The organism is Knoellia sp. B-D-2 (assembly GCF_057714695.1).
The window spans coordinates 1265885-1287246 of record NZ_CM173189.1; the positions used below are offsets into that span (position 1 = coordinate 1265885).

Annotated in this window: 16 protein-coding genes; 9 read left to right on the top strand and 7 right to left on the bottom strand. The window is 71.5% G+C overall.

The genetic code is table 11. The annotated features are described in order from the left end of the window. Positions 1 to 35 precede the first annotated feature (35 nt). From AC3EU2_RS06090 to AC3EU2_RS06130, 9 genes are all read left to right on the top strand, one after another. Complete coding sequence (locus AC3EU2_RS06090; RefSeq protein WP_488178820.1) at positions 36 to 557, top strand: hypothetical protein; 522 nt, start codon at positions 36 to 38, stop codon at positions 555 to 557. Positions 558 to 565: 8 nt separating this feature from the next. After that, complete coding sequence (locus AC3EU2_RS06095; RefSeq protein ID WP_488178821.1) at positions 566 to 2191, top strand: AAA family ATPase; 1626 nt, start codon at positions 566 to 568, stop codon at positions 2189 to 2191. Further along, positions 2188 to 3501 carry a hypothetical protein gene (locus tag AC3EU2_RS06100; RefSeq protein WP_488178822.1) on the top strand — a complete coding sequence of 438 codons (1314 nt, stop codon included), beginning with the start codon at positions 2188 to 2190 and terminating at the stop codon, positions 3499 to 3501. Before AC3EU2_RS06095 ends, AC3EU2_RS06100 begins: the two co-directional genes overlap by 4 nt. Then, complete coding sequence (locus tag AC3EU2_RS06105) at positions 3498 to 4496, top strand: glutamate ABC transporter substrate-binding protein (RefSeq protein ID WP_488178823.1); 999 nt, start codon at positions 3498 to 3500, stop codon at positions 4494 to 4496. The genes AC3EU2_RS06100 and AC3EU2_RS06105 overlap by 4 nt, the downstream gene beginning before the upstream one ends. After that, the gene (locus AC3EU2_RS06110; protein ID WP_488178824.1) at positions 4493 to 5641 is read left to right on the top strand and encodes a hypothetical protein; all 1149 of its coding nucleotides are present in this window, start codon (positions 4493 to 4495) and stop codon (positions 5639 to 5641) included. Before AC3EU2_RS06105 ends, AC3EU2_RS06110 begins: the two co-directional genes overlap by 4 nt. Beyond that, positions 5638 to 7980 carry a serine/threonine-protein kinase gene (locus AC3EU2_RS06115; RefSeq protein WP_488178825.1) on the top strand — a complete coding sequence of 781 codons (2343 nt, stop codon included), beginning with the start codon at positions 5638 to 5640 and terminating at the stop codon, positions 7978 to 7980. The genes AC3EU2_RS06110 and AC3EU2_RS06115 overlap by 4 nt, the downstream gene beginning before the upstream one ends. After that, the gene (locus AC3EU2_RS06120; RefSeq protein WP_488178826.1) at positions 7977 to 9143 is read left to right on the top strand and encodes a PP2C family protein-serine/threonine phosphatase; all 1167 of its coding nucleotides are present in this window, start codon (positions 7977 to 7979) and stop codon (positions 9141 to 9143) included. The genes AC3EU2_RS06115 and AC3EU2_RS06120 overlap by 4 nt, the downstream gene beginning before the upstream one ends. After that, entirely contained in the window at positions 9136 to 10416 is a 1281-nt protein-coding gene (locus AC3EU2_RS06125) for a VWA domain-containing protein (protein ID WP_488178827.1), read from the top strand. Before AC3EU2_RS06120 ends, AC3EU2_RS06125 begins: the two co-directional genes overlap by 8 nt. Positions 10417 to 10727: 311 nt before the next feature. Further along, positions 10728 to 11132 carry an FHA domain-containing protein gene (locus AC3EU2_RS06130; RefSeq protein WP_488178828.1) on the top strand — a complete coding sequence of 135 codons (405 nt, stop codon included), beginning with the start codon at positions 10728 to 10730 and terminating at the stop codon, positions 11130 to 11132. 235 nt (positions 11133 to 11367) lie between these two features. On the opposite strand, the gene AC3EU2_RS06135 is transcribed toward AC3EU2_RS06130, so the two are convergent. From AC3EU2_RS06135 to AC3EU2_RS06165, 7 genes are all read right to left on the bottom strand, one after another. Next, positions 11368 to 11991 (bottom strand): antibiotic biosynthesis monooxygenase, encoded by a 624-nt coding sequence (locus AC3EU2_RS06135; RefSeq protein ID WP_488178829.1) that lies wholly within the window; start codon positions 11989 to 11991, stop codon positions 11368 to 11370. Between the two features lie 202 nt (positions 11992 to 12193). After that, positions 12194 to 14101, bottom strand: coding sequence for a hypothetical protein (locus AC3EU2_RS06140; protein WP_488178830.1), 1908 nt, complete (start codon positions 14099 to 14101; stop codon positions 12194 to 12196). Positions 14102 to 14263: 162 nt separating this feature from the next. Continuing rightward, complete coding sequence (locus tag AC3EU2_RS06145; RefSeq protein WP_488178831.1) at positions 14264 to 15502, bottom strand: NAD(P)/FAD-dependent oxidoreductase; 1239 nt, start codon at positions 15500 to 15502, stop codon at positions 14264 to 14266. A gap of 53 nt (positions 15503 to 15555) precedes the next feature. Next, positions 15556 to 17139: a peptide ligase PGM1-related protein gene (locus tag AC3EU2_RS06150; protein ID WP_488178832.1), complete on the bottom strand. Its 1584-nt coding sequence runs from the start codon at positions 17137 to 17139 to the stop codon at positions 15556 to 15558. Beyond that, on the bottom strand, positions 17136 to 18272 hold the full coding sequence (locus tag AC3EU2_RS06155; RefSeq protein ID WP_488178833.1) for a response regulator: 1137 nt from the start codon (positions 18270 to 18272) through the stop codon (positions 17136 to 17138). Before AC3EU2_RS06155 ends, AC3EU2_RS06150 begins: the two co-directional genes overlap by 4 nt. Continuing rightward, the gene (locus tag AC3EU2_RS06160; RefSeq protein ID WP_488178834.1) at positions 18269 to 18664 is read right to left on the bottom strand and encodes a response regulator; all 396 of its coding nucleotides are present in this window, start codon (positions 18662 to 18664) and stop codon (positions 18269 to 18271) included. Before AC3EU2_RS06160 ends, AC3EU2_RS06155 begins: the two co-directional genes overlap by 4 nt. Continuing rightward, entirely contained in the window at positions 18661 to 21357 is a 2697-nt protein-coding gene (locus tag AC3EU2_RS06165; RefSeq protein WP_488178835.1) for a response regulator, read from the bottom strand. Before AC3EU2_RS06165 ends, AC3EU2_RS06160 begins: the two co-directional genes overlap by 4 nt. Positions 21358 to 21362: the final 5 nt, after the last annotated feature.

Sequence of the window (21362 nt, forward strand, 5' to 3'; positions counted from 1 at the left end):
GGCTGCGCGGGGAACCCGAGCCCCCGGCCTCCAGCGTGCCCCCGGCGCCCACCGAGGCCGACGTCCTCAGCTCCCTCGACGCGGTGTCCGCGGCGCTCGTAGACGCCCGGGCGTCCGCGCTCATCCGGTCGCGCGTGGCCCGGATCGACCGCCTCGTGCGAGCCACGCTGCCCCGTCTCGCCGCGCTCGGGCTGGGCAGTGCCGATGCGTATGCCGTGGTCGCGACGGCCACGAGCTACCTCCCCGAGGCGGTGGCCGGCTACCTGCGGCTGCCGCGCGACTGGGCCGACACGCGGCCGATCGACGCCGGCCGCACGGCCCTGATGGTGCTCGTCGACCAGCTCGAGCTGCTCGGCTCGACGATGGACAAGGTGCTCGACGCCGCCAACCGCTCCGACGCCCAGGCGCTCATTGCCCACGGCAGGTTCCTCGAGGCCAAGTTCGGCGCACCGAGTGGTGGCGGCGCGCTCGAGGTGCCCTCGGGAACTCCCCTCCCCGGCCCGTCGTCTGAAGGATCACCACGGTCACCGTCGACCAACAGTCTCGACCTGGAGTGAGCGACCCCATGACCAACTCCGCCAGCTCCGTCCCGACCCTGTCTGTCGCTCTGGCGTCCTTGCTGGAGGTGGCGAGAGCGGCCGGTGTGCCGGAGACCGACGCCCGCGGCGAGGCTGAGGCCCTGGCAGCAACGGTGGCCGAGGCGGCAACCGGTGCGTGGGTCGACTGGGTCGCCCAGACCGGCGGCGACCGGTCGGCGGAGGACTTCACGGCGGCAGCGTCCCGCGGCCGTCGGTGGCGATCGACACCCACCCCGACCCTCGCCCGACTGGCCGCGGAGCGGTCACCCGAGGCAACGGCATACGCGAAGGCCCTGGCCCTGGTCTGTACGGCCGGTGCCGGTCTCGGGAGCCCGACGACCCGGACCATCGGGAACGCCTCGCAGGCCGCCGCCGCCCAGCTCGGTGCCTTCCAGCCCACGCCGACCGTGCCGCCGCCGACCCCACCTGACCTCGTGGATCCGGTGGCCACCTCGCCCGGCCCGACCGACGAGTTCACCCGCGGGGTTCGTGGTCTCTGGGACGACGTCATGGGTCAGCTGGACACCCTGCGCACCCGCACCGAGGAGGTCCGCCGCGGTCCGGCACTCGGCGGCGACCGCGCGGGCTCGCCGTTCGACCTCGACCCCCGGGCCGACCCGTGGGGTCCGGGTGCCTTCCCCGACCTCACCAGTCCCCGCGACGCCAGCGACGCCAGCGGCGCCAACGACACCGCGACGGCAGGCTCGCCGCCGGAGGCGCCCGCTCCGGAGCAGGCTAAACCGGAGGAACCACAGAAGTCGGTCGAGGAGCTGCTCGCGGATCTCGACGCCCTGACCGGGCTGGCCGGCGTCAAGGGCGAGATCCACCGCCAGGTCGCGGTCCTGCGGATCGAGGCCAAGCGCGCCGCCGCCGGCCTGAAGACCCCCGACCTGACCCGGCACCTCGTCTTCACCGGCAACCCCGGCACCGGCAAGACGACCGTCGCCCGGCTCGTCTCCGGCATCTACCGGGCCCTGGGACTGCTCTCCCAGGGCCAACTCGTCGAGGTCGACCGCTCCGAGCTGGTTGCCGGCTACCTCGGGCAGACCGCGATGAAGACCCAGGAGGTCGTCAAGTCCGCGATCGGTGGGGTCCTGTTCATCGACGAGGCGTACTCCCTCGCCGGCGACCAGTACGGCACCGAGGCCGTCGACACCCTCGTCAAGGAGATGGAGGACCAGCGCGACGACCTCGTCATCATCGTTGCCGGCTACCCCGTTCCGATGCAGTTCTTCATCGCCCAGAACCCCGGCCTGGCCAGCCGGTTCCGCACGACGATCGACTTCGTGGACTACACCGACGACGAGCTCGTCGCCATCTTCCGCGGCATCGCGACCGGTGCCGACTACGACGTCACCGACGCCGTCGAGGCCCGCTTCCGCGAGCTGCTCGCCCAGCAGGCCCGGGACGCGTCGTTCGGCAATGGCCGCTATGCGCGCAACGCCTTCGAGGCGGCCGTCGGTCACCAGGCCTGGCGGCTGCGGGAGATCGACGAGCCCACCGTCGAGCAGCTGCGCTCACTGGAGGCCGAGGACCTGTCTGACGGACCGGCACCCGTGCCGGCCGACATGTTGCAGACTGGGCCGAAGGCCACTGGGGAGGAGGCGTCATGAGTCAGTCGGCAGGGGTCGCGCAGGCGACGTCGACGACGCCGTATGCCGGTCCGCCGGCTCCCGCCGCAACGGCGCCGTCCGCACCCGCAGCCGGTGCCGGCCGGCTGGCCGGCACCGCGACCACCACCCCCGGCTGGATGGCCCAGTGGCGACTGGTCATCGCCTCCGTCTGCATCGTCGCCTCCGCCCTCACGGCTCTGATGCTGTTCAGCACGTGGCAGGCCACCCGAGCCGCCTCCGCCGACACGGCCCAGCTCGTCCGGGTCCAGACCATCAAGGTCAACCTGCTGCGTGCCGACGCGCTCGCCACGAACGCCTTCCTCGTCGGTGGGCTCGAGCCCGCCGAGCAGCGCGCGGCCTACGACTCCGCGCTGGCCGAGGTCGAGCGGACGCTGACCGATGCGGCGCAGGCCCAGCCGGCCGACCGGGCCGCGCTCGCCGCCCTCAACCAGGCCGTTCTCACCTACACCTCGTCGATGGAGCTCGCGCGGGCCAACAACCGACAGGGGTTCCCGGTCGGCGCCGCCTACCTCAACCAGGCCAGCACCGGCCTGCGCAGCACCGCCCTGCCGCTCGTCGACAACCTCGTGACGGCCAACCAGCAGCGCTCCCGCGACGCGATGTCGCCACTGCCCTGGATCCTCGTCGTCATCCCCGGGCTCCTCGCCCTCCTCGCGCTCGGCTACCTGAACCAGCAGCTGGCCCGTCGGTTCAAGCGTCGGCTCAACGTCGGCATCGTCGCGGCCGGGGCTGCGACCCTGGCCATGGTGGGGCTCGCTGGTGTCGCCGCCGCCAACCAGGGCTCGGAGGACAGCAGGCTGCTCAAGGGCTCGTATGCGACGGTCGTCGACGGAGTCATCGCCCGCAGTGCCGCCAACGACGCGAAGGCCAACGAGTCCCTGCGACTCGTCTCCCGAGGCAGCGGGGCGACCTACGAGAAGAAGTGGTCTGCGGCCGCCACGACCGTCGCCGCCAAGACTTCCGGCAGTGCCCTCGGGTCGGTCGCGGGCCAGTGGCGCACGTATGCCGAGGACCACGCCGAGATCGTTGCGCTCGACACCGAGGGCAACTGGGACCAGGCAGTGGCGGCGGCAACCAGCTCGGCCGGCGGCAGCTCGACCGCGAGCTTCACCGCCTTCGACTCCTCCCTGCGCGAGGTCGTCGACGCCGCCGGCAGCCGCACCACGGCCGACCTGGACAGCGGTCGGTTCCTCTTCCTCGGTGCCCTCGTCCTCGCCCTCGCAGCGGGCCTGGCCGGGGCGGCCTCCGCCTGGCGCGGGGTCACCACGCGGATCGAGGAGTACGCATGAGGCTGACCCGGGTCGCCGCACCCCTCGCCCTCGCGGCAGCCATGGCCGTCGGGGTCGGAGCGTGCTCGACGGTCACGCCCACACCACTGCCCAGCGCGACGCCATCCGCGACGCCATCCGCGACGCCGTCCGCGACGGCCACCGCCGGCGGGGCCCCGACCGCGCAGCCCTGCACCAACGCGGTCCAGTCCTACGCCCCGGACGGCGCGCTGCCCGCCCCTGGCGCCATCGCCGCCACCTCGACGATGGGCAGGATCAGGGCCCGCGGGCGACTCATCGCAGGCGTCTCGGCCGACACCAGGCTTCTGGGCTCACGCAACCCGCTCCTGGGCAGGATCGAGGGCTTCGACATCGACCTGGTCCAGCAGATCGCGGACGCCATCCTCGGCCCCGGCGCCAAGGTCGAGCTGCGGGTCATCACCGCCGCCGACCGGCTCCCCGTCCTGGAGAAGAAGGAGGTCGACGTCGTCGTCCGCAACATGACGATCACCTGCGACCGGTGGAAGACGATCGCGTTCTCCGCTGAGTACTACCGCGCGGGCCAGAAGATCCTCATCCGCAAGGGCTCGACCATCACCGGCCTGGCCTCGCTCGCCGGCAAGCAGGTCTGCGCGCCGACCGGCACCTCGAGCCTGAGCAACCTTGTCCGACTCGCGCCGACGGCGACCCCCGTCCCCGCGACCACCCACACCGAGTGTCTCGTCAACCTCCAGCAGGGCAAGGTCGAGGCCATCACCGGCGACGACACGGTCCTGGCCGGGCTCGCCTCCCAGGATCCGTATGCCGTGGTGCTGAGCGAGAAGGCGTTCACCGCGGAGCCCTACGGCGTCGGCATCCCCGCCGATCAGGTCGACATGGTCAGGTTCGTCAACGCGGTCCTCGAGAACGAGCGCACGTCGGGTGAGTGGACCAAGTCCTACAACACCTGGCTCGCGCCCGAGCTCGGCAAGGGCACCGGGCAGCCGACGCCGTCCTACGGCCGGCCGACACCGTGAGCGACGTCCTCGCGCCCGCCGCTCCGGGTGGACTGGCTGAGCGGCCCACTCCCGCAGCGGTTCTGGCCTACCTTGGCGACCTCGACGCCTGGGTTGCCGGGCGTCGGGCCGAGCTCGACGACATCGACAGGGCCGCGCTCACGTCGCCGCGGCGCGACGAGGTCTCCGGTGATGTGGTGCTTTCGATGGCCCTGTGGAAGTCGGTGGCCGACCGCCGGGACCAGATCGAGACAGCCTTCGCGGGCGGTCGTGTCGACGCCAGCGACCTGGACCGGATCGCCGTGCTCATCTGGGGCCGTCTCGACAGCGCGGCGGCCACCGCCGCCGGCGCGTTGGTCTCGGTGCCAGAGGCGTGTCGCCTCTCCGACGCCCTCGCCGGCGCGCTGCGGGCCCGGCTCGGTCTGGCCCCAGCAGTGGAGGAGAGCGCGCGTCGGCTGCGGTCGTTGCGCGCCCAGCTCGACCGGTTGCACGACCAGGTCGCCCTCGAGCCCCCGACCGCCCGGCCCGCCGCCCAGCGCCGGCTCGACGCCCTGGCAGCCCGTGTCGCCGACGTCGTGATCCGGCTCGAGCGCGGGGGCGACATCGGCGGACTGCTCGGTCCGCTCGAGAACGACGCCTCCCGCACCGAGCGTGACCTCATCGTCGGTGGGGTGCAACGCCGTGAGGCTCGTGACCAGTTCGCTGCGCTCGAGCGGCTGCGCGCCGACCTCACGACCCGCGAGGCGCACGTCACCGCCTTGGCCGACGAAGCGGTCGCCACCGTTGTCCCGGCCCCGCGCAACGCCGTACCCGATGTCTCCCTCCTCGGTCACGCACCGACCGACCCGGGTGCGCTCGCGGCATACGGAGAACGGCTTGTCCGCGTCGGCCAGGCCATGGACATTGCCGAGCAACGGTATGCCGCGGCGCTGGCCGCCCGGTCGGCCCTCGTCGACCGGCTCGCGGCCGCCCGGGTCAAGGCCGAGGCGACCGGCGTCACCGACCAGCCCGACGTCGTGGCTGCCGGTCGGCTGGCGAAAGACCTGCTCGAGCGGCGACCCACCCCGGTCGCCGTGGTCGAGCACCTCGTGGGTGCCTATCTCGCGTGGATCGATCTCGCCGGGCAGTCCGCACCGGCGACCCGTGCTGGGAGGACCACCTCGTGAAGTGTGAGCAGCCCGGATGCTCGGGCACTGTCGTCGACGGCTACTGCGACGTCTGCGGGATGCCGCCGTCCGAGCTGGCCGCGGCCGCCACTGCGGCGCCCATCGCGTCCAACGCGTCCACCGCGTCCACCGCGACCGACGGCACCCGGTGCGGTCAGCCCGGTTGCTCGGGCACCGTCGTCGACGGCTACTGCGACGTCTGCGGCACGCCGGGCGGAACTCCCTCGAGCGGGGCCGGATCCGCACCCGCGGGTGTCGCGGGTACAGCCTCGACGGCCTCCACCTCGCACCGGATCCAGTCGGCCGCCATCGGCTCCCGTCGTGTCGGCTCCGGCTCGACGGCGACCCGCCGGGTCGGGTCGTCACGAACCCGCGCCGCCCGCCTCGGAGCGGGCCTCACGACGATCCCGCCGGCGCCCCCCGTCGACGCGGCCAAGGCCGTGAAGACCAACCCGTCGGTGCCCGAGGACAAACGCAGCTGCGCCCACTGCGGTGCGCCAGTCGGCCGTTCGATCGACGGCCAGCCCGGGAGACCGGAGGGCTTCTGCCCCAAGTGCGGCACGGCATACAGCTTCACGCCCAAGCTCACGTCGGGCGACCTCGTCGCCGGCCAGTACCTCGTCGCGGGCGCGCTCGCGCACGGCGGGCTCGGCTGGATCTACCTGGCGCGCGACCGCAACGTCTCCGACCGGTGGGTCGTCCTCAAGGGCCTGCTCAACTCCGGCGACAAGGACGCGCTGGCCGCGGCGATCGCGGAGCAGCGGTTCCTCGCCCAGGTCGAGCACCCGAGCATCGTCGAGATCTACAACTTCGTCACCCACGACGAGGCCGGCTACATCGTCATGGAGTACGTCGGCGGCGAGTCGCTCAAGGGGCTGCTCAAGGATCGGATGCGCGCCCATGGCTCCTACGACCCGTTCCCCGTCGACCAGGCCCTCGCCTACATCGTCGAGATGCTGCCGGCCTTCCAGTACCTGCACGACCTCGGGCTGGTCTACTGCGACTTCAAGCCGGACAACCTCATCCAGGTCGGGGACGCCGTCAAGCTGATCGACCTCGGCGGTGTGCGGCGGATCGACGACGACGAGTCGGCGATCTACGGGACGGTGGGCTACCAGGCGCCCGAGGTCGCCGAGTCCGGGCCGTCGATCGCCTCGGACATCTACACGATCGGCCGCACGCTCGTCGTCCTCACGATGGAGTTCCGCGGCTACCAGTCGACCTACCTGTCGACGCTGCCCGACCCGGCGACCACCCCGGTCTTCCGCGAGCACGACTCGTTCTACTGGCTCGTCGCCAAGTGCTGCGCTCCCGATCCGGCCGACCGGTTCGCGTCCGCCGACGAGCTGCGGTCGCAGGCCCTTGGGGTGCTGCGTGAGGTCGTCGCCGCCCGCACCGTGGGCACGAGCACCACCTCCGCCGCCTCGGTGAGCTTCACGACCCCCGCGGTCTCCACGGCCCGCATCGACTGGCACCAGCTGCCGTCCCTGCGCCCCGACACGACCGACGCCCAGTACGCGTGGCTGGTCAGCCTGGCCCCCGGTGAGCCCACGGAGCGGCTCGCCGACCTCGCCAAGGCCCCCGAGGCGACGGCCGAGGTCCACCTCGCCCGCGGCGCCGAGTACCTCCTCGACGGCAACGGCTCGGCGACCAAGGAGCAGGCCCGGCAGCTGCTCACCCTCGACCCGTGGGACTGGCGGGCGCTGTGGCTCCAGGGACTGGCGTCGCTGCAGTCCGCCGACTGGGCGGATGCGCAGGCCTCGTTCAGCGCCGTCTACCAACAGGTCCCCGGGGAGCTGGCACCCAAGCTGGCGCTGGCCGTCGCCTGTGAGGCGGGAGGCCAGGGTGACGTCGCCGAAGGCCTCTACCGCACGTGCGCCCAGACCGATGCGGCCTACGTCGCCCCCGCCGCCTTCGGGATGGCCCGGCTCCGCGCGGCGGCGGGCGACACCGAGGGCGCTGTCCGGGCCCTCGACCTCGTGCCGTCGACGAGCCGCGGCTACGGCGAGGCCCGCCGACTGCGCGCCGACGTGCTCCTCGCCGGGTCCGGCAAGGACCTCGGCCGACTGGGCCAGGCGCTGACCAGCGTCGACGGGGTCCGGTTGGACACCGTCGAGCGCGAGGGCCTCACCGCCCGGATCCTGGAGAAGGCGATCGCCATCATCAGCGAGACCGGTCCACAACCCGTGACGATCGGGCCGTATGCCGCCCACGACAAGACCCTGCGCACCGCGCTCGAGGGCAGCTATCGGACCCTGGCCCGTGAGGCTCGCACCCGCGAGGAGCGGATCGCCCTCGTCGACCGGGCCAACACGGTGCGCCCCTGGACGCGCACGTGACCCAGGTGCCGGCGCCCGACGACCTGACTCCGCACGCCCCGGCGCAGGCGGCCCGGTCGACCTGCCCGTCGTGCGGTGCCACGTTGGCGGCGGGTGCCCAGTTCTGTGAGGCATGCGGCGCCAGCGTGGCCGGCGTCTCGGATGCAGTCGAGTCCGGGCCCCAGTCGCCCCTCGACGACCTCAGCCCGATCAGCACGCCCACGGCGCGCAACACGGTCGCCTCTGCGCCGCGCACGGTCGCTGGACCGCGCGGCTGTTCCGAGTGCGGGTCGCCGGTCGGCGACGACGGGTACTGCACGGTCTGCGGCTCCAAGGCTCCGTCGGAGCGCGACCACTTCGAGGAGGCACCGGCGGCGTGGGTTGCCGGAGTGTGCGACCGCGGCATCAAGCACTCCCGCAACGAGGACGCCATGGCGCTGTATGCCGAGCCGGCCCAGGGCGGGCGTGCCGTCCTCATCGTGTGCGACGGGGTCTCCAACTCCGACGACTCCGACGTTGCGTCGCTGGCGGCCGCGCGCGCCGCCCTCGAGGTGCTTCGGCCGCCACTGCCCAGGGGCATCGGTGGTGCGGCCAGCGCCGATGCCGCGGCCACCCGGGTCCTCACGACGGCGGCCGCCGCCGCCAACACCGCGGTCATCGCCCACACCGAGCCGTCCTCGCGCAGACCCGCGTCGTGCACGTTCGTCGTCGGCCTCGTCGACGGTCCGACGGTGCGGTGCGCCGTCATCGGCGACTCCCGTGCCTACCTCCTCCCCGATGCAGGCGGCGGGACCCAGCTGCTGACCGATGACTCGATGGCCCAGGCCCTCATCGATGCCGGGCACCCGCGGCTGCAGGCCGAGGCATCGCCTCAGGCCCACGCGATCACCAAGTGGCTCGGCACCGACAGCCCCGACGTCGTCCCTCGGGTCGTCACCGTGACGGTCGACCAGCCCGGCTGGCTGCTCGTCTGCTCGGACGGCCTGTGGAACTACGCCTCGGAGCCGGCGGCTCTGCGCGCTCGGATCGACGCCGCAGGCACGACGGAGCCGCTCGCCCTCGCCTCGACACTCGTGGCCTGGGCCAACGAGCAGGGCGGGCAGGACAACATCACCGTCGCGCTGGCCCGGGTCGGCCCGGTGCCGGAGAATGTCACGAACGACGAAAGGCAGGTCCATGGCTGAGTTCACCGCGGCGGTCTACCAGAACGAGTTCCTCCCCGACGGAGGCACCGACGTCAACGCGATCGTCTCGGTCACGTGCTCGGGGGCTGGCCTGGCCGGTCAGGATGGCTCGGCAGCGGCTGGCGAGATCATCATCATCGACACGTCGGGGTCGATGGGCGTGGAGTCGATGGAGGCCGCCAAGCAGGCGGCGACGGCAGCGCTGGCCGAGATCGTCGACGGCACCTACTTCGCCGTCGTCTCCGGCAACGGCGCCGCCTTCCTCGTCTACCCGTTCGTGTCGAGCGGGCCCGGGATGGTCGCGATGTCGGCGAGCTCGCGCGCCGAGGCGTCCGCTGCGGTCGCGCAGCTGCGAGCTGGCGGCGGGACCGTGATCAGCACCTGGCTCGACCTCGCCGGGGTCCTCTTCGCCTCGGTGCCCGAGGTCCGGCAACGCCACGCGATCCTGCTCACCGACGGTGAGAACAACGAGGCTCCCGGGGTGCTCCAGAAGGCCATCGACCGAGCCACCGGCCACTATCAGTGCGACTGCCGTGGCATCGGCGTCGACTGGAGGGTGGCCGACATCAGGCCGATCGCCCAGGCCCTGCTCGGCACCATCGACATCATCCCGGCGCCCGCCCAGCTGCGGGCCGAGTTCGAGGCGATCATGCGCACGTCCATGTCGCGTGGTGTGGCCGACGCGGAGCTGCGGGTCTGGGCTCCGCAGGGCTCGCAGGTCGTCTTCGTCAAGCAGGTCTCGCCCACCGTCGACGACCTCACCGGCCGGCGTGCGGTCGTCAACGACCTGACTGGTGGCTACCCGACCGGTGCGTGGTCCGACGAGTCGCGTGACTACCACGTGGCCATCCGGCTGGCAGCCAAGGCGATCGGTCAGGAGCAGCTGGCCGCGCGGGTCCAGGTGTTCGCGGGTGGCGAGGTCCAGGCGCAAGGCCTGGTCAAGGCGAAGTGGTCCGACGACTCCGCACTGACCACCCGGATCGACCAGCAGGTCGCCCACTTCACGGGCCAGACCGAGCTCGCCCAGGTGATCCAGGAGGGCTTGGCCGCCAAGGCGGTCGGCGACGAGGAGACCGCGACGACCAAGCTCGGTCGCGCCGTGCAGCTGGCTGCCGAGACCGGCAACGACGAGGCGACCGCCAAGCTGCGCAAGGTCGTCGACATCGAGGACGCCGACGCCGGCACGGTCCAGCTCAAGAAGGCTGTCGAGAAGGCCGACGAGATGGCCCTGGACACCGCGTCGACGAAGACCACGCGGGTCCGCAAGCCATGACGTGCCCCAATGGCCACGACTCCGCGGCCACCGACTACTGCGACGTCTGCGGGGCCGCCATGGAGGCTGGTGCCACCCCTCCTTCTGACTCTTCCGCTTCGTCGACCCCGGCGAGCGCTCCGGAACCGGACTCAGGGACGCGGCCGTGCCCCAACTGCGGAGGACCCAACTCACCCGACGCCTTGTTCTGTGAGGTCTGCGGCTACGACCACACGACCGGCACTCTCCCGCGTGCCGCGGGCAGCGGCCCCGCGGCTACCCCTCCAGTTGAGGCACCGGCCAACACTTCCAAGAGCCTTCCCACGCCGTGGGTGGCCGAGCTCTGGATCGACCCCGCCTGGTACAGCGCTCAGGGCAGCTCGGACCCGCTGCCGAGCCAAGGTCCGCCGGCAGTCTTTGCCCTGCGCAACACCTCGCTCCTCATTGGCCGGGTGTCGCGCAGCCGCGGCATCCACCCCGACATCGACTGCGGTGTCGACAACGGCGTCAGTCGGCGTCACGCCCAGCTGACGACCGACGGCACCCGCTGGTGGGTCGAGGACCTCGCCTCGTCCAACGGCACCTACATCGGTGACTCGGTCGGCGACCTCCCCGCGACCTCGATTCCGACCGGCCAGAAGCGCGAGGTCGACGCCGACGACCGGATCTACGTGGGCTCCTGGACCCGGATCGTGCTCCGCCCGTCGAGCGAGGACGAAGTCTCCGCCCTCGCCTGATCGACCCGACCACGAACAAACGGTGAGTATGCCGCCCGCTCGAGCAGGCGGCATACTCACCGTCTTTTTCGGGTCCTGTTTCAGCGGCGCGAAGCCGAGGTCGACGAGGACGCGGGCGGAGCGCACGTACTCACAGGGCCCGGGCGCGCAACCAGCCACGACGACGTCGCCACAGGCGGCCCCGCTGTACGGCTCACGTCGCGCCCGGTTCCTCGACCTTCACCTCGTCAGGCCATCACGCCATCTCGGGCAGGTGCAGATGAGCAAACGCCACGTCCATCTCGGCCACGTCGTCGATGGTCGCGCCGATGTCCTTGCTCGCTGCCTCGCGGAGAGCGGCACCGGCCTCGCGGCTGGCCTCGAGGTGCTCGCGTCGCTCGAAGGTGACCGTGCCCACCGCGCGACCAGTCTCGCGGCTGATGAGCAGGCTGGCGCTGCAGAAGCCGTCGAGCTCCTGGACCTTGGGGAGGACGACCATCCTGAACACGTCCGCGGCGCGGTCGGCGTGGTCGTCCATGCCGCCCAGCCAGGTGACGCGGGCACAGGCGCCGTCGGGCATCGCGTGGTCACGGTGGACGACGGCGACCTCCCACGTGTCGACGGTGCTGGTGCTGGCACCCATGCTCGTCTGCGCGCCCACACGCATCGGTCCGACCTTCTCCGCGCTGTCCAGCATTGCCCCCTCCGACTCCCACGACGACGTGGCGATGCAGCGGCCGGACTCACGGTCCGCGAGCATCGACATCCCGACACACCCGTCCATCGCGGTGATCGCCGGCGTGACCTCGTCCCGGACATGGGCGATGCCGGCGTCGACCTGAGAGGGATCTGCCTGCATGGTGGTGGTGCGTGCAAACACGACGATCTCCTCTGATCGGGGCAGCACCCCGACGGTGCCACCGTCGGGTCCAACACTGCTCCGACGTGGGGGCCAGGGCAAGAGCGAGAGGACATCTTCCCCACCGCTCCCGACCGGCACCCGGACTGGCGGTCCATGGACCGACTCGTTCGCCCGTCGAAGACCGTCTCGGCCTGCTCGTCCAGCGCAACGCGATCGGTGATCAGAGGGAACCTCTCATCGTCCTGGTGCGCACCGCAGTCCAGATCCAGTTGCCCAGACGGGTGGCCTTGAGGAATCGCAGGCGGGGGGCGATGGACGACACCCACGTGGGAACGGGCGGTCGCGCGTTGGCCGCCAGGAAGTGCGCGAGCGGTTGAGCAGCGGCGCTCACACCGTGGGGCTCCAAGTTCTGAGAGGCGGCCGCCAGACAGGCGAACTGCTGCAGTGTCTTTTCCTGTGCGGCCGTACCTGGACTGGTCGCGCATCGGACCAGCGTGGTGGCCACGACATCGCGTCGCAGGAGGTGAGTGAGGTCTCCATGAGTGGTGTCGAGCAACGTGTGCAGGACCTCCACACCATCACCGTCCCAGATCCGCGCCGCGGTCGAGCGTGCCGTCTTGCCAGTGAAGTACGGCACGTCCGTCCATTCGGGCATGAAGCGCTGCAGGAGCTCTGAGTGAAGAACACGAGCGCGCTTCTGATCCGGCGACAGCGCGAACGACGCAGCGACGAAGCCTGGCGCGAGGAACGGCGTGACCATCCCCACGAAGTAAGCCGACGTGTACCAGCGACGGCACCGTTCCATGAGGTAGACGTAGTCGACCAGCTCCACACCCTCAAGACCCAGCGTCTCGCCATGATCAAGGAGAGCGACGATGCGCGTGTGTTCCCGCGCGAGGGCGCTTTCGACCACCACTGAGGGATTGACTGCCGCAAAGAGATGGGCGAAAACTGCCGTTTCAGCGGTCTCCCGCCCATCGCCATCGGGGGTTCTCGGGTACCAGTACCCGACGGCCAATTCTCCCCCCGCGCCGGTCAACGACAAGGGGCGCTCCGCCGCCGGCAGCCGCTCGGGCCCGGGCCAGCGGACCACGAAGGTGGACGGGAACTGGTAGTCGTACAACAACTGCAGCCGACGAATCCGTTCACGCAGCCCGATGTCGTTCACGGCCTCTTGGGTACCAGCACGGACCAGCTGATGTTCAGGCTCCAGGCCCTTCTGATCTCGGAGAATGTCCGTCAGGATCGTGGCGATCTCGCCCTCGGCCGGCTCGTCCACGTTGGTGTTGAATTTGAGGGTGTGGCCCGCGGCGATGAACGACGCAGCGATCAGCCGGGAGTCCTTGCCACCCGACAAGCCAAGAGTGATCGGTCCTCCATACAGGTCATGAACACCCGTTGCTGCGCTGATCAATCCTTGAGCAGCAAGTTCGATCGCCTCCTCGGATCCTCGCTCGCGCACGCCGATTCCGCGCAGAACGAGGTCGTCTGCCGAGAATCGAGTGTGAGACCGCAGGTCCCACCCGCCGCTGGCGCGCTGTCGACCGGTGACTCGTTCACCAGGTCCAAGGAGACGAACTCCGTCCACGGGGGACGAGTCACCACCGAAGTGACCGCAGACGGCATATGACCCCCACCCCTCGTCGTGAGGCGTCACGGTCGTGCTGAGGAAATTCGCCAGCAACGTCGGGCGACTGCAGAACGCCGTCACACCGTCGGCCTCGCCAGTGAAGACGCGACACATGCCCAGCCAATCCTGCTGTAGCGCGAATCCGGCATCGCCGAGGGCCATCAGCCCGAAGGGCGGAACCACGTCGGCGTGAACATCGTCCCCGTTGAGGAGTCGCTGGGCGAGCGCGATGGGGCCGCCCGCAACATCGGCGCCCACCGGGACACCCAGTGAGATCGCCGTGACGCGGGCGTTCGCGGCGAAGGTGTCCCAACGCCACGCACTCTCTGTTGCCGGCGGGTGCAGCACGACAACTCCCCAGTCACCGCCGCCCTCGTCGTGTCGCTCATAGGTGTCCGGCACCAGCGAAGAGACGGCGTCATCGAAGCGGCGCAATCCCTGGGACACGCCGGGTGGCGCAGCTGATCGGTCGGCGAACCACGCCAGGACGACGTGCATGAGGTCTCCTTGCCTGACCGTCCTCTGATCGGCACCACTGCCGGGCCGTCGTCCCCCGGAGATTATCGGAAGACGCGCTCACGCTGAAGGAACGCGATCCTGCTCGCGTGCCGGACGCGCCTTCGACTCTGCCACCCGGCTCCACCCCCACCGGTGTGGACCTCAGCGGCCGCGGAAGCGGGCTGACGCGAAGGGCTCCAGCACCGGCGTGGCCCTGCCGTGCACGATCAGCTCCGTCAGCGCGGCGGCCGTGCCCGGGGCCAGGGTGACGCCGAGCATCCCGTGCCCGGTGGAGACGAAGGTGTTCGTCAGGCGTCCGAGCCGGCCGATGATCGGCAGGCCGTCCGGCGTCATGGGGCGCATCCCGGCCCGCGCGACGGTCGCGCTCGGGACCGGCTCCCAGTCCCGGAAGTACGCCTCGGGGGCCCTGCGGATCGCCGCGACCCGGACCTCGTTGACGGCCTCGTCCAGCCCGCCGAACTCCATCGTCCCGGCGAGCCGCAGGCGCCCGTCCAGCGGCGTCACCGCAACCTTGGCCTCGGACAGGTTGACGGCGCTGCGCAGCGGCAGGGGTGCCGTGTCGAGGCAGTAGCCCTTGCCGGAGCGCACCGGCAGCGGCTCGCCGAAGCGCGCGGAGAGCTCGCCGGTCCACGCCCCCGCGGCCAGCACGAAGGTGTCCGCGTCGAGGCGCCGCCCGCGCGACGAGATCGCCGTGACCCGGTCGCCGCTCACCGTGACGTCGTCGACCCGCGCGTCCTCGACGAGCTCCACGCCCAGGGAGCCGAGTCGGGCACGGAGCGCCGCCACGAGGGCGCCCGGGTCCAGGTACCGCTCGTGCGGGAAGTGGATGCCGCCCCGCACCCGGTCGGACAACATCGGTTCGTGCTCTCGCACCGCGTCACCGACGAGGACCCGCGGCTCCAGCCCGTGGCGGCGCGGCAGGTCGAGCTCCGCCGCATAGTGCGACAGACCCGCCTCGTCGAGGAACGCCATGAGAAGACCGTCGCCGTGCATCTCGAAGTCGAGACCGTCGGCGCGGTACTCGTCGAGCACGTCCATCGCTCCGTGCGCCAGCCGGAGGTGCGCCTCGAACCCACGGCGGTGGTCGCGTGCGTTGGAGTGCCGCCACATCCCCAGCATGAAGCGCAGGAAGTCGGGCCGGACCGACGGCCGGATGTGGAGCGGGCTGTCCGCACGGAGCATCCACTTCAGCGACGACAGCACCATGCCCGGTGCGGGGACCGGACCGGCGACGGCGGGCACGACCCAGCCGGCGTTGACGTCCGAGGCGCCCTGCCCCATGGCGCGGGCGTCCACGACGGTGACGGCGCGGCCCTCACGAGCGAGGTGGTACGCGGTGGTGAGGCCGATGATCCCGCCGCCGATGACGATCGTGTGCACGCCTCACCCTTTCAGGCAGGGCGTATGCCGTCACACCCGGCCGGGACCGCCGCTCACGCCCGCACGGGCCGCGGGGCGACCGACGCGAGCGCCTCGGCGAGGAGGATCCGCTCGGCCCGGTCGTACACCTCCCGAGCATGCTGCGCGGAGTCGCCGACCGCGGTCATGCCGACCCGGCCCGCCTCGGTGACCGAGCTGATCATGTGGAAGACGACACCGGTCTCACGAGCCGGGTCGAAGTGCAGCCCGGTCCGCGCGACGACGTCGAAGAGGTCGCCGACGCGCAGCCCGCGCAGGCTCGGGTCCTCGAGGTGGTCCGTCGCGACGAGGTGCTTCTCGCGCCCCATCGGCGTCGTGAACAGCCCCGTGTCGCCGTGGTAGCGCCCGTTGGTGAGGAACTGCAGGGTGAGGAACGGGTGCGTCGTGCCGCCCTTGCGCAGGTTGACCTCGATGGCGTGGGCCGTCCACGCGCCGCCGTTGCGGACCACGACGAAGTCGACGGCGAAACGCCCCAGCACCCCGAGCTCGGCCAACCGCCTTCCGATCGCCTCCGCCTCCCGCGTGATGAGCACGGCATACCCCGGGGCCGCGGGGAACGTGCACCCGAGGTAGGACTGGCCCGTGGCCCCGCCGAGGATCTGGTCGTGCGTCGAGAGCACCTCGAGCTCGCCGAGCGGGGTGACCCGCAGCTGCACGCTCGGGCTGAGGACCTCGTCGCCGACGATCCGCTCCTCGACGATCCCGCCCTTCTCCTCGAACTTGGCGAAGTACAGGTCGTGCGTGACCGTGCGGCCCTCGAGCTCCATCACCCGCACCCGCTCGAGCAGGGCGGACCGCTCGTCGGCGGCCCCGGGAGCGGGCAGGCCGGCGAGGTCGACGACGGCGTTGCCGGCCCCGGAGACGCCTTCGTTGAGCTTGACCATGGCGACCGACGCGTCCCGTCGCCGCTCCCGCAGCCGGGCCAGTGCGTCGACGATGTCGTCGATCGAGCCGAGGTCCTCGAACCCCACGGGGTACGAGACACCCGACTCGTCGAAGAGCTTCCGGCACCCCGACTTGGTCCCGAGCACGAGGTGGCGGGGGTCCGCGCCGAACATCGGGATCCCCAGCTCGATCGCGAGGTCCCGCTCCAGCGTCGTCGTCGTGTAGGGCACGAGGTGCGACCGTCTCGGGTTCGGGATGAGCGCGGCGATGTCGGCGAGCAGCCGTGGCCGCTCGAGGAGCTTCTCGCTGAGCGGTCGCGGTGTGAGGTCGCCGACCGAGACCATCGACAGGCGCGACCACGCGTGGCTCGGGATGACACCGGGCAGCAATGCCAGGTAGTACTCGACGATCGCCGGGTCGACCGGCCCCGAGGTCACGTAGACCATGCGCAGCCGCGGCTGCCGCAGCAGCAGGAGGAGGAAGAGGTAGCGCTCCTCCATGGCCTGGTTGACCGCCCCCGCCCTGGCGTTGACGCGGTCCAGCGACACCGAGGGCACGACGACGACCGACTCGTCGGCCTCGTTGAGCCGCACGGACCGCCACACGTCGGGCAGCCGCGACTGGAGCACGTCGAAGGCCGCGTTCCGCTCGGCCTCGTCGAGGTCCGCGAGGAGCCGTGGCTCAGCGCCCCGGAGGCGGTCGTCGACGCTCACGAGGCACTCCGCGCGGCGTCGAGGCCGAGGACCTCGAAGGTCTCGACCGGCTTGGTGATCCCGCGCAGCTCGAGCGCCCCGACCGGCCGGGTCACCGCCACGTCCCCGGCCCGGGCCGCGACCTTCTGCGTGATGAGGATCTGGCCCGCCTGCGCCAACGCGGACAGCCGGGCGCTCGTGTTCGTCACCGTGCCGATCGCGGCGTAGTCGTACCGCCCCTCGAACCCGACCCGGCCGAGCGTCGCGTAACCCTGCGCGATGCCCACCCCGAACCCGAGGTCGTACCCGTGCCGACGCCACCCCTCGGCCAGCTGCTCGATCCGCCCGCGCATCGCCACGGCCATCCGCACGGCCCGGGCCGGCGCGTCCGGGCACGGAATCGGGTCGTTGAAGAAGACGAGGAGACCGTCGCCCGCGAAGTGCTCGAGCGTCCCCTCGAAGCGGAAGACGAGCTCACCGAGGGCCTCGTGGTACTCGCGCAGCACGGCCATCACCTCCTCGGGCTCGGCTGTCTCGGCGAACGAGGTGAACCCCCGCAGGTCGCAGTAGGCCGCGGTGATCTCGGCGCGGTGGCTCGTGAGGAACCCCTCGTCCCCGCTCTCGACGACGAGACCGGCCACCTGCGGCGAGAGGAAGCGGCGCAGCCGCCCGACCCGCTGCAGCTCGTCCACCTGCGCGGCCACCTTGTCCTCGAGCTCGCGGTTCCACGCCGCGAGCTCGGCCGCCTGCTGCTCGATCGTGTCGTGGTATCGCTTGATCCGGACGAGGGAGCGCACCCGCGCGAGGAGCTCGGACTGGTCGAAAGGCTTGGTGACGAAGTCGTCCGCGCCGGACTCGATGGCGCGCACCTTCTGCTCACCACCCGACGCGGTCACCATGACGACTGGCAGGTATGCCGTCCGCTCGTCCGCGCGGATCCGGCGGCACGTCTCGTAGCCGTCGATCCCGGGCATCTGGATGTCGAGGAGCACGATGTCCGGCAGCGCCTCCCCGAGCTGGGCCAGCGCGTCCTCCCCGGACTCCGCCATCTGCACGACGAAGCCCCGCGGCGAGAGCACTGCATCCATGAGCTTGCGGTTGGGTTCGAGGTCGTCGACGACGAGCACGACCCCTTCCGGGGCATCGGCGGTCATGGCTGCTCCGTTCGGAGATGGAGTCGGACCTGGTCCGGGAACTGGCGCACGCTGATCGGCTTCTCGAGGTACCCGTCGAACCCGGCTGCCTCGGCCCGGTCGCGGTCGGCCTGCATCGCGAAGGCCGTGAGGGCGACGACCGGGATGTCGGCCGTCCGCTCGTCGGTCCGCAGCCGGGCCAGGGCGGCATGCCCGTCGATCCCGGGCAGCTGGAGGTCCATGAGGACGATGTCCGGCCGTTCCGCACGGGCCCGGTCGACCGCCTCCTCCCCGGACGTCGCGACGAGCACCGTGAAGCCCGCGAACTCGAGGACGTCGCGCGCGAGCTTGAGGTTCTTCTCGTTGTCCTCGACGAGGAGCACGACGCTGCCCGGCGCCCGGCCCTCGCTCATGCGCCGGCACCTCCCGTCGTCCCCCGCGGCACGGTGACCTCGCTGAGCCGGCTCGCGAGGAGCCCGAGGTCCACCGCGTTCTTCGAGGTGACGAACTCGATCCGGCCCTCGAGCGTGCGACGGTCCGCGGGGGTCAGTGTCTTGGACGTGAGGACGACGATCGGCACCGACGCGCTGACCGGGTCGCTGCGCAGCCGGTCGATGACCTCGAAGCCGTCCATCTGGGGCATGAGCAGGTCGACGAGCACGACGGAGGGGCGCGACTCCCGCACGAGGGCGAAGACCTGCTCGGCCTCGGTGCAGGTGAGCAGCGTCCACCCGGCCGGGTCGAGCGCGAGCCGGGCGAGCTCCAGGGCGGTGGGGTCGTCGTCGACGAGCACGGCCACCCGGCGCCCCGACTCCTCGGTGCGCAGCGGCCCCAGCCGCCGGAGCGCCTCGACGAGCTCGTCCCGGGCGACCGGCTTGACGAGGTAGTCCGACGCGCCGAGCGCCATGCCCCGGCTGCGGTCGGGCAGCACCGAGACCACGACGACCGGTGTCCCCGCCACGAGCGGGTCGCTCTTGATCTCGGTGAGGACGTCCCAGCCGTCCATCTCCGGCAGGTGGATGTCGAGGACGACGACGTCCGGGCGCTCGTCGCGCACCGCCTGCAGCCCGGTCAGCCCGTCGGACACCACCCTGGTGCGCAGCCCGGCGGCACCCAGGTGCAGCGAGAGCAGCTCGGCCGAGCTCGGGTCGTCCTCGATGATGACGGCGCGAGGACGCTCGTCCGGGAGCTCCGGTCCCGTCGCGTCCTCCGGCTCGACCCGCCCCCGGGGGTCCCGCGACGTCGAGGCGGTCTCGGAGCGTGCCCGGAAGAGGGGCACGGTGAACCCGAAGGTGCTGCCGTGCCCGAGCTCGCTGCGCAGCCAGACCTGTCCGCCGTGCAGCTCGACGATGCGCCGGGTGAGGGTGAGTCCGAGGCCGGTGCCCTCGACCTTGCGGGCGGCGCGGCTGCCCTGCTGGAAGGAGTCGAAGATCCGTTCCTGGTCGGCGGCGGCGATCCCGACCCCGGTGTCGGACACGGTGACCTCGAGGCTGTCGTGACGATGGGCGGCCGTGACGACGACGGTGCCGCCGTCCGGCGTGAACTTCACGGCGTTGCTGAGGAGGTTGAGCAGCACCTGCTTGATGCGCAGCTCGTCGGCGTTGACCAGTCCGAGGTCCCGGGGCAGCTCGGTCCGCAGGGCGACGCGGTGGTCGACGGCCCGCTCGCGCACCATCGACAGGGCGTAGGAGATGGCGTCCTCGATCGAGAAGTCCGTCCGTTCGAGCACCATCTGACCTGCCTCGACCTTGCTGAGGTCCAGGACGTCGTTGAGCAGGTCGAGGAGGTGGCGACCCGACGTGAGGATGTCGCGCAGGTAGTCCTCCTGACGCTCGTTGAGGTCGCCGAACATGCGCTCGAGCAGCACCTCCGAGAAGCCGATGACCGCGTTGAGCGGGGTCCGCAGCTCGTGCGACATGCTCGCGAGGAACTCCGACTTGTGCCGGCTGGCCTCGGCGAGCTCGGCGCTCTGCACCTCCAGCTGGCGGTGGATGCGGGCGTTCGTCAGGGCGATCGCGGACTGGTTGGCGAACGCCTCCAGCAGCTCGCACGTCTCCTCGCTGAACTCCCCCGGCGTCTTGCGGCGCACGACGAGCGCGCCCACGATCTTCCCGGACCGGATGAGCGGGACGGCGACCACGGAACGCCAGCCCGCGGCATACAGGATGGACAGGTGCGGGTCGAGGTCGGACTCCAGGGACGCGAGGTCCGCCACCTGGATCGGCGCGCGCTCACGACAGGCCTGCCCGATGAGCGTCTCGTCGATGTGGATCCTGCTGTCCCGCAACGCCTGCAGCACTTCAGCGCTGGTCCCGGTGGCCGTGCGGACGCTGAAGAGACCGGACTCCTCGTCGAGGTCCACGAGCGAGCCCCCGCTCGTGCCGGAGAGCTCGACGGCGACGTTGACGATGGTGGCCAGCACCTCGTCGGCGTCCAGGCTCGAGCTGACCGCGTTGCCCACCTCCGACAGCGCCTCGAGCTGGTCGACCCGGCGCGCCAGCTCCGCCGAGCGCGCCTCGAGCGTGCGCATGAGCTCGACGTTGCGGACGGCCAGCGCCCCCTGCGCCGCGAACGTCGTGAGCAGCGTGCAGATCCGGTCGTCGAAGGGCGAGACCGTCGTGCGCCACACCGACAGCACGCCGACGACCTCGCCGTCGACGATCATCGGCGCACCGAGGATGGTGCGGTAGCCGCCGATTCGCTGGAAGGCGGGCCGGTTGTACTCCGGGTCGGCGAGCACGTCGTGGATCTGCTGGGTCGTGTGGTCGAGGCCCACTCGACCGATGAGCGAGTTCCGGTCGAGCGGCGTGGGCTCGACCGCGTACAGGTCGATGAGCTCCGCGCTCAGCCCGACGGCGCGCGTCAGTCGGAACACGCCGCCGCGCATGAGGTGGATCTGGGCGGCGTCGGCGTGGCAGAGAACGCGCGCGCGCTCGACGATCGCCCCGAAGACGTCCTCCGGCGCGGACGAGGACGCGGCGAGGATCGCGAGGATCTCGCTCGTGGCTGCCAGCTGCCGGCGGGTCTCGCGGTGCTCGTCGACCGCGGCCGCACCCGCCGGCGCAGGGGCCGCTCCCGGCCCTTCCCCGTCCTCGGTCACGCCCATGCGGG

What these genes read in the sequence shown, in the direction of transcription:
- AC3EU2_RS06155 (WP_488178833.1), bottom strand. Translation starts at nt 18,272, where the DNA reads ATGACCGCCGATGCCCCGGAAGGGGTCGTGCTCGTCGTCGACGACCTC.
- AC3EU2_RS06125 (WP_488178827.1), top strand. Translation starts at nt 9,136, where the DNA reads ATGGCTGAGTTCACCGCGGCGGTCTACCAGAACGAGTTCCTCCCCGAC.
- AC3EU2_RS06095 (WP_488178821.1), top strand. Translation starts at nt 566, where the DNA reads ATGACCAACTCCGCCAGCTCCGTCCCGACCCTGTCTGTCGCTCTGGCG.
- AC3EU2_RS06105 (WP_488178823.1), top strand. Translation starts at nt 3,498, where the DNA reads ATGAGGCTGACCCGGGTCGCCGCACCCCTCGCCCTCGCGGCAGCCATG.
- AC3EU2_RS06100 (WP_488178822.1), top strand. Translation starts at nt 2,188, where the DNA reads ATGAGTCAGTCGGCAGGGGTCGCGCAGGCGACGTCGACGACGCCGTAT.
- AC3EU2_RS06165 (WP_488178835.1), bottom strand. Translation starts at nt 21,357, where the DNA reads ATGGGCGTGACCGAGGACGGGGAAGGGCCGGGAGCGGCCCCTGCGCCG.
- AC3EU2_RS06140 (WP_488178830.1), bottom strand. Translation starts at nt 14,101, where the DNA reads ATGCACGTCGTCCTGGCGTGGTTCGCCGACCGATCAGCTGCGCCACCC.
- AC3EU2_RS06160 (WP_488178834.1), bottom strand. Translation starts at nt 18,664, where the DNA reads ATGAGCGAGGGCCGGGCGCCGGGCAGCGTCGTGCTCCTCGTCGAGGAC.